The sequence below is a fragment of the Lentzea sp. NPDC042327 genome (assembly GCF_040647275.1).
Lineage (GTDB): Bacteria > Actinomycetota > Actinomycetes > Mycobacteriales > Pseudonocardiaceae > Lentzea.
Genome location: NZ_JBEZBX010000012.1, coordinates 230864 through 237876, shown reverse-complemented (window position 1 = coordinate 237876; position 7013 = coordinate 230864). Strand labels below are relative to the sequence as shown.

The following is a 7013-nucleotide window of genomic DNA, read 5'->3' as shown; positions in this document are numbered from 1 at the left end:
CGGGATCTGCCAGTCGTACCAGTCGAACTGCGCCGGCAGTGTGGTGATGGAGCCGGTCACCTCGACCGGGTCACCGACCAGCGCCGAGTCGTAGTACGCCTTGGCGTCAGCCTCCAGCAGGTTCGCGCAGCCGTGCGAGGTGTTGTTCTTGCCGATGTTCGCGGCGTTGTCGTTGTTCTCGTGGATGAACTCGCCGTGGTTGGAGAACCGCACGGCCCACTTCTTCACGACGTTGGTGTAGCCGTAGCGCGGGTTGTCGAACGAGAACGTCTCGTGCTTCGACATGACCACGAACGTGCCGTTCGGCGTGGTCAGCTCCGGGTCGGCGTCCCGGCCGAACGAGGCGGCGTAGGACGCGACCTGCTGGCCGTCGCGCAGCACCACGAGCTGGTGCGTCGGGTTGTTGATCTTCACGACCTGGTTGCGGCCGATGGTGAACTCGCTGGTCACGTCGGCCTTGCCGAACGCGCCGCCGCCGTAGTTCACGCCGTAGAGCTTGGCCTCGACCTTGACCTGCGTGTTCGCCGGCCAGTACTGCTCAGGCCGGTAGTGCACCTCCTGGGCGGTCAGCCACGCCCACGAGCCCTGCACGTTCGCCGAACTGGTGACCTTCAGCGCTTTCTCGACGGTCGCCTTGTCCTGCACCGGCGCCTCGAACTTCACCATGATCGGCGCCGCGACGCCGACGGTCTGGTTGTCGCCCGGCCACAGCGTCGCGCGGGTCTGCGAGCCCGGCGCCACCGTGGTGAACGACCCCGTGAGCTCGACCGGCTTGCCGTCGGTGCCGACGGCCTTGCCCGAGTAGCTGTAGGTCTTGCCGTAGCCGAGGGGCTCGGCGTTGGTCCACCCGGTCCTGTCCTCGGTCAGCGTGCCCTTGACCTCTTTGCCCTCCGGTGACTTCAGCGCCACCGCCTCCAGCTTGCCGTCCACCACCGCCACCTGCACGGGGGACGTGACCTGGACGTCCTTGGTGCCGTCCACGGGGGACACGGTCACCTTCGCGGACGGGAGCGAACTGTCCGGCTTCGCGGACCCTGCTTCGACGCTCGAGCACGCGGACAGCAGCATCAGGCCGGCGAGCAACGCACCAACGGTTCTCTTCACGGTTCTGACCTCCACAAACCAAGACGTCCAGCCCGACCGCCTGGTGCGAGTGATGTCAGTCACACCCGGGTCGACGCCTACGATCGAGGTCGTGAATCGACCTGTCGCAGTAGTGACCGGAGCGAGCGCGGGCATCGGCGAGGCGACCGCGCGGCGGCTTGCCGCCGAGGGGTTCCACGTCGTGCTCGGCGCACGTCGTCTGGACCGTCTCCACGTTATCGCGAAAGAGATCGAGGGGACCGCGATCGAGCTGGACGTCACGGACGCCGGCTCGGTCGCGGCGTTCGCGGAGGGGGTACCCCACGCGAACGTCCTCGTGAACAACGCGGGTGGTGCGCGCGGTCTCTCGACCGTCGCCGAGGGCGACCCGGACGAATGGCGGTGGATGTGGGAGTCGAACGTGCTCGGCACGTTGCTCGTCACCAAGGCCTTCATCCCGAAGCTGATCGCGTCCGGTGATGGCCACATCGTGTCCGTGACGTCCGTCGCGGCACGTGACGCCTACGACAACGGCTCCGGCTACACGAGCGCGAAGCACGCGCAGTCGGCGCTGCACCGGACGTTGCGCGGCGAGCTGCTCGGCGAACCGGTGCGGGTCACCGAGGTCCTGCCGGGCATGGTCGAGACCGACTTCTCCGCCAACCGGTTCGGCGGCGACACCGAGCGCGCGGCCAAGGTCTACCAGGGCCTCACGCCGCTGACGGCCGACGACGTGGCGGACGTCATCGCGTTCGCCGTCACCCGGCCCTCGCACGTGAACCTCGACGAGATCGTGCTCAAGCCGCGGGCCCAGGCTTCCGCGACTCGGGTACACCGGGTGTGAGCAACTCCACGTCCAGCAGGCGCAGGACGGGCTCGATCGGGTTCGCGAACCCGGTCGTGCCCGTTCCGCCGACGTAGAGCCCGACGACCCGGTTGTCCGCGTCGACGAGCACCGCGCCCGAGTCGCCGTGGTCGCCGAAGCGCTCGGCCGAGTGCACGCGGACCTGGTCGCGCAACGTCCGCACACCCAGTTCGGCACCGAAGTCGAGTCGCAGCGTCGCGTCCACCGACGTGACCACGCCGTAGGTCAGACCCGTTGTGCGGCCCCGTTTCCGCACCGACGAGCCGACCACGGCCGGTGCCGTCCCGGTCAGCGCGCCGACGTCGAGCACCTCCGCGCGGAACGGCCGGCCGCCCATCCGCAGCCCCGCCGCCGAGACCGACCCGGCCAGCGCGGCCCGGTCGAGCACGGCCACCTGGTCGGCACCTACCAGCCCACCGTCCACTCTGGACGGGTGCAGGAACTCGTCGCCGACCGCCCACGCGTCGTCCACGCAGCCGACGTGGAACGTGGTGAGCCCCACCACCTTCCGGTCTTCGCGGGTCACCGCGAACGCGCCCAGCGTGCCCACGACCACGTAGTCGCCCGCGACCGGCACGTCCGGCGGCACCATCCGCACCGCGCGCGCCGGGCCGATGCTCAGACCGCCGCGCAGCACCGGATGCCGTTCCGCCGCACCGGGTTCGCCGAGCACCTCGGCCGAGCGCGAGAGCCGCGCCCGGTGCAGCACGACCGTCTCCGCGACCACGTCGGTCGGCACGCCGGCGACCTCCGGCGGGATCTGCTGCGGGTGCTCGGGTCCCTTGGTGCACACGTAGACCACGATCGCGGTCCGGCCGGTGGGCCGGCCGCCGGTGTACTTCTCGCCGATGTCGACGCCGATGACGCCGGGCCGGGCGAGGAACTCGTCCTCGACCATCCGCTTGACCGGCCGGATGACCTCTCGCGCGCTGTCGTCGAGGTGGCTCATGGCAACCTCCGTTCCACCCCTACCTCAATGAAACACGCGAAGTAGCCGTTCGTCACACGGAGTCACCCGGACGGCGGTGGGAGCCGGGGAGCTACAGCGAGACGCCCACGAAGACCGGCTCGGGGTGCAGCTCGACGCCGAACGCCGACCGCACCCCGTCGCGCACCTCGCGCGCCAGGTCCAGCAGGTCCTCGGTGGAGGCGGTGCCGCGGTTGGTCAGCGCCAGCGTGTGCTTGCCCGACAACGCGACCCGGCCGCCGGGACCCTGGTGGCCCCTGCGGAAGCCGGCGCGTTCGATCAGCCACGCGGCGGACAGCTTCCGGAAGCCGTGGCCCGCCGGGTAGGTCGGCACGTCGACGTCGGTGCCGAGGCGTTCGGCGATGCGGATCAGCACGCCGGAGAACGTCGAGTCGTCGAGGATCGGGTTGGTGAAGAACGAGCCGGCGCTCCACGTGTCGTGGTCGGCGGGGTCGAGCACCATGCCCTTGCCGCGGCGCAGCTCCAGCACGGCCTTGCGGGCGGCGTCGGCCGGCACGCGGTCGCCCTGCGCCACGCCGAGGACCCGCGCCAGCTCGGCGTAGCGGATCGGTGCGGACATGCCGCCCGCGGTCAGCGAGAACCGGGTCCGCAGCACGACGGCGTTGTCCGTGTTCTTCAACACGCTGGTGCGGTAGGCGAGGCCGAGCTTGGCCGCGGGCACCTGGTGCACCTTGCCGCTGCGCCGGTCCAGCAGGTCGACCGACTGCAGCACCTGGGAGATCTCGACGCCGTACGCGCCGACGTTCTGCACGGGCGTGGCGCCGTTCGAGCCGGGGATGCCGGACAGGCACTCCAGTCCGCCGAGGCCCTGCGCGACCGCCTCGGCGACGACCGCGTCCCACTCCTCGCCGGCCTCGACGGTGAACTGGACGATGCCGCCGCCCAGCGGGTCGAGCCGGAAGCCCTTGGTGGCGACCTCCACGACGGTGCCGTCGAAGCCGGAGTCGGAGATCACGAGGTTGGACCCGCCGCCGAGCACGAGGACCTTCTCGTCGGCGGCGGCGTCGGCCGTCCGCACGGCGTCGACCAGCTCGGCTGCGGTCGTGGCGTGGACGAACCGCGCGGCCGGTCCACCGAGTCGGAGCGTGGTGCGCTCGGCCAGAGGCACGGACTGCGTGGTGGTCACGGACGTCAACGGTAGCCTCCGCGACATGGCACGCCGCATCGAGCACCACACCACCTCACCCCGTTCGGCGGAGGAGGTCTTCGGCGCGATGGTCGACGAGACCCACCTGCGCGACCGGCTGGCCGCCATCGGGGGCCCGAACGCCGAGCTGATCTCGTTCACCTCGGTGGAGGGGAAGACGTCGTACCAGCTCAAGCAGGGCGTGCCCGCTGAGCACCTGCCGTCGGTCGCCAAGGCCGCACTGGGCGGCGACCTGGTGATCCAGCGCACGGAGAACTGGGCGGCGGGCGCGGGCACGGTCGAGGTGACGATCAGCGGTGTGCCCGGCCGGCTCGACGGCGCGTTCACGATCACCGACGACGGCGCCGGCTCGAAGCTCACCCTCACGGGGGAGGTCAAGGTCGGCATCCCGCTGATGGGCGGCAAGCTCGAGAAGATGATCGCCGAGCAGGTCGCCGTGCTGATCGACAAGGAGAGCGAGTTCACCTCGCGATGGCTCGAAAACCGCGGCTAGCGGCCGGCCGGGCCCGCGCGCTCGGCCTGCCCACGCGCGGCACGACCAACCCGAACCGCCTGCGCCGGGTCGACCGGTGGATGACCGGCACGCTCGCGGGGTTCCTGCGCGACGCCGCGGACCCGCTGGTGGTCGACCTCGGGTACGGCGCGACGCCGATCACGACCGTCGAGATGGCCGCACGCCTGCGGGCGGTGCGGCCGGACGTGCGCGTGCTCGGGCTGGAGATCGACCAGGAGCGGGTGGACGCGGGCAAGGCCGTCGCCGACCCGCCGCTGCTCGACTTCCGGCGCGGCGGGTTCGAGCTCGCGGGCGCGCGGCCGGTGCTGCTGCGCGCGTTCAACGTGCTGCGCCAGTACACCGAGGAGCAGTCGTTCGAGGCGTGGGACACGATGCTGTCCCGGATGGCGCCCGGCGGCCTGGTCGTCGAGGGCACCTGCGACGAGATCGGCCGGCGCTGCACGTGGGTGACGTTGTCGGCGGAAGGGCCGCGGACGTTCACGCTGGCGTGCAAGCCGTCCGGCATCGACGTGCCGTCCGACCTCGCCGAGCGGCTGCCCAAGGCGCTGATCCACAGGAACGTGCCCGGCGAACGGGTGCACGCGCTGCTGGCCGAACTGGACGCGTGCTGGGCCACCGCGGCCCCGTTCGCTCCCTTCGGACCCCGTGCGCGCTGGGTGGAGTCGGCGCGGCTGCTGGTCGAGCGCGGCTGGCCGGTGGTGGACGACCGCAAGCGCTGGCGGCTGGGCGAGATCTCGCTCGAATGGGCCGCCGTCGCACCCTAGGGTGGGCCGGTGGACTTCGTCGCGCAGATCGAGAAGCAGGCTTCGTCGTTGCGGTCGGCCGCCGAGCAGGCGGGTCCGGGTGCCGCGGTCCCCACCTGTCCTGAGTGGACGGTGCTGGAGCTGGTGCGGCACATCGCCGAGGTGCACACGTGGGCGGGCACCTGCGTCGTCACCGAACCCGCCGCGGGTCGCCCGGAGTGGCCGAAGGCGCCCCGGGACTGGGACGAGGCGCTCGCCTGGTGGGACAACGGGCTCGCGACGCTCGTGCAACGGCTCCGCGAGGTGCCCGCCGACCGTCCGGCCTGGACGTTCCACGGCCCTCAGGTCGCCGGCTTCTGGGCGCGCAGGCAGGCGCACGAGACCTCGGTCCACCGCCTGGACGCGCAGCTCGCCACCGGCCACGACCTGCCGTCGCTGGTCTTCGGCACCGAGTTCGCGGCGGACGGCGTCGACGAGTTCCTCACGGTCATGATGCCGCGCCAGCTGGTGCTCGGCCGCACCGTCGAGGTGACCGGCCGGGTCCTCGTGCACGCCGCCGACGCGGGACGGGCCTGGGAGGTCTGGCTCGCGCCCGGCGAGGAGCCGGTCGTGACGGACGTGCTCGACTCGGCCGTCGACACCGACGCCACCCTCGCTGGCACCGCCGACGCGGTCTACCGCGCGCTGTGGGCCCGTCCGAGCCACGCGATCGTGTCCGGTGACGAGTCGCTGTTGGCGGCGCTGCCCAGGGCGTGAATACTCGTCCGTCGTGTCATCGCCTGAACGCCGCTATGTGATCACCTTCGGCTGCCCCGACCGCACCGGCATCATCGCGCGGATCTCCACGTTCCTCGCGGAGAACGGCGGCTGGATCGTCGAGGCCGCGTACCACACCGACCCGGAGACGGGCTGGTTCTTCACGCGTCAGGAGGTCCGCGCGGACTCCCTGCCCTTCGACTCCACCGAGCTGCGCACCCGCTTCGCCGACGTGGCGGCGTCGCTGGGCGCGCGGTCGACGTGGACGGTCACCGACACCGGCGAGCGCAAGCGCGTGGTCATCCTCGTGTCGAAGGAGGGCCACTGCCTGTACGACCTGCTGGCCCGCGTCGCGACCGGCGAGCTCGACGTGGAGGTGGCCGCCGTCATCGGCAACCACCCCGAGTTCGGCGACATCACGCGCGCGCACGGCATCCCGTTCCACCACGTCCCGTTCCCCGTGAACGACCCCGAGGGCAGGCAGGCCGCCTTCGCCCAGCTGCGCCAGCTGGTCGACAAGCACGACCCGCACGCCGTGGTGCTGGCGAGGTTCATGCAGATCCTGCCGCCGGAGCTGTGCGCGCACTGGTCCGGCCGCACGATCAACATCCACCACAGCTTCCTGCCGTCGTTCATCGGCGCCCGGCCGTACCACCAGGCGCACCGGCGCGGTGTGAAGCTGGTCGGGGCGACCTGCCACTACGTGACGGCGGACCTCGACGCGGGGCCGATCATCGAGCAGGACGTGCTGCGGGTGCACCACGGCGACAGCGTCGCGGACATGGTCCGCAAGGGCCGTGACATCGAGAAGGTCGTGCTGGCCCGCGGGCTGCGGTGGCACCTGGAGGACCGGGTGCTGGTGCACGGCAACCAGACGGTGATCTTCTAGCCGGCAACACGGGGCATAGGCTTTTCCC

At 71.4% G+C, this 7013-nt stretch carries 8 protein-coding genes; 5 read left to right on the top strand and 3 right to left on the bottom strand.

Features of this window, described 5'->3' with window-relative positions; genetic code table 11:
- On the bottom strand, nucleotides 1-1104 hold a 1104-nt coding region (locus tag AB0A63_RS28775), incomplete at its 3' end, for an Ig-like domain-containing protein (protein WP_360396880.1).
- A gap of 91 nt (nucleotides 1105-1195) precedes the next feature.
- On the opposite strand from AB0A63_RS28775, the gene AB0A63_RS28770 reads away from it, so the two are divergent.
- Entirely contained in the window at nucleotides 1196-1927 is a 732-nt protein-coding gene (locus AB0A63_RS28770; RefSeq protein ID WP_360396879.1) for an SDR family NAD(P)-dependent oxidoreductase, read from the top strand.
- Here AB0A63_RS28770 and AB0A63_RS28765 read toward each other — a convergent pair.
- Together AB0A63_RS28765 and AB0A63_RS28760 are read right to left on the bottom strand one after the other, a co-directional pair.
- Nucleotides 1881-2897: a hypothetical protein gene (locus tag AB0A63_RS28765; RefSeq protein WP_360396878.1), complete on the bottom strand. Its 1017-nt coding sequence runs from the start codon at nucleotides 2895-2897 to the stop codon at nucleotides 1881-1883. The genes AB0A63_RS28770 and AB0A63_RS28765 overlap by 47 nt on opposite strands.
- 91 nt (nucleotides 2898-2988) lie before the next feature.
- Entirely contained in the window at nucleotides 2989-4089 is a 1101-nt protein-coding gene (locus tag AB0A63_RS28760) for a UDP-N-acetylmuramate dehydrogenase (protein ID WP_360396877.1), read from the bottom strand.
- On the opposite strand from AB0A63_RS28760, the gene AB0A63_RS28755 reads away from it, so the two are divergent.
- Genes AB0A63_RS28755 through purU form a run of 4 tightly spaced genes read left to right on the top strand, consistent with a single transcriptional unit; the run spans nucleotide 4088 to nucleotide 6985 of the window.
- The gene (locus AB0A63_RS28755) at nucleotides 4088-4576 is read left to right on the top strand and encodes a DUF2505 domain-containing protein (protein WP_360396876.1); all 489 of its coding nucleotides are present in this window, start codon (nucleotides 4088-4090) and stop codon (nucleotides 4574-4576) included. The genes AB0A63_RS28760 and AB0A63_RS28755 overlap by 2 nt on opposite strands.
- The gene (locus AB0A63_RS28750) at nucleotides 4555-5361 is read left to right on the top strand and encodes a class I SAM-dependent methyltransferase (protein ID WP_360396875.1); all 807 of its coding nucleotides are present in this window, start codon (nucleotides 4555-4557) and stop codon (nucleotides 5359-5361) included. The genes AB0A63_RS28755 and AB0A63_RS28750 overlap by 22 nt, the downstream gene beginning before the upstream one ends.
- Before the next feature lie 9 nt (nucleotides 5362-5370).
- Nucleotides 5371-6096 carry a maleylpyruvate isomerase N-terminal domain-containing protein gene (locus AB0A63_RS28745; RefSeq protein WP_360396874.1) on the top strand — a complete coding sequence of 242 codons (726 nt, stop codon included), beginning with the start codon at nucleotides 5371-5373 and terminating at the stop codon, nucleotides 6094-6096.
- A gap of 13 nt (nucleotides 6097-6109) precedes the next feature.
- Nucleotides 6110-6985, top strand: a complete 876-nt coding sequence (gene purU / locus AB0A63_RS28740) for a formyltetrahydrofolate deformylase (RefSeq protein ID WP_360396873.1) — start codon at nucleotides 6110-6112, stop codon at nucleotides 6983-6985.
- Nucleotides 6986-7013 lie beyond the last annotated feature (28 nt).

Coding starts and splice junctions, on each gene's coding strand:
- AB0A63_RS28765 (WP_360396878.1), bottom strand. CDS start 2,897: ATGAGCCACCTCGACGACAGCGCGCGAGAGGTCATCCGGCCGGTCAAG.
- AB0A63_RS28755 (WP_360396876.1), top strand. CDS start 4,088: ATGGCACGCCGCATCGAGCACCACACCACCTCACCCCGTTCGGCGGAG.
- AB0A63_RS28760 (WP_360396877.1), bottom strand. CDS start 4,089: ATGTCGCGGAGGCTACCGTTGACGTCCGTGACCACCACGCAGTCCGTG.
- AB0A63_RS28750 (WP_360396875.1), top strand. CDS start 4,555: ATGGCTCGAAAACCGCGGCTAGCGGCCGGCCGGGCCCGCGCGCTCGGC.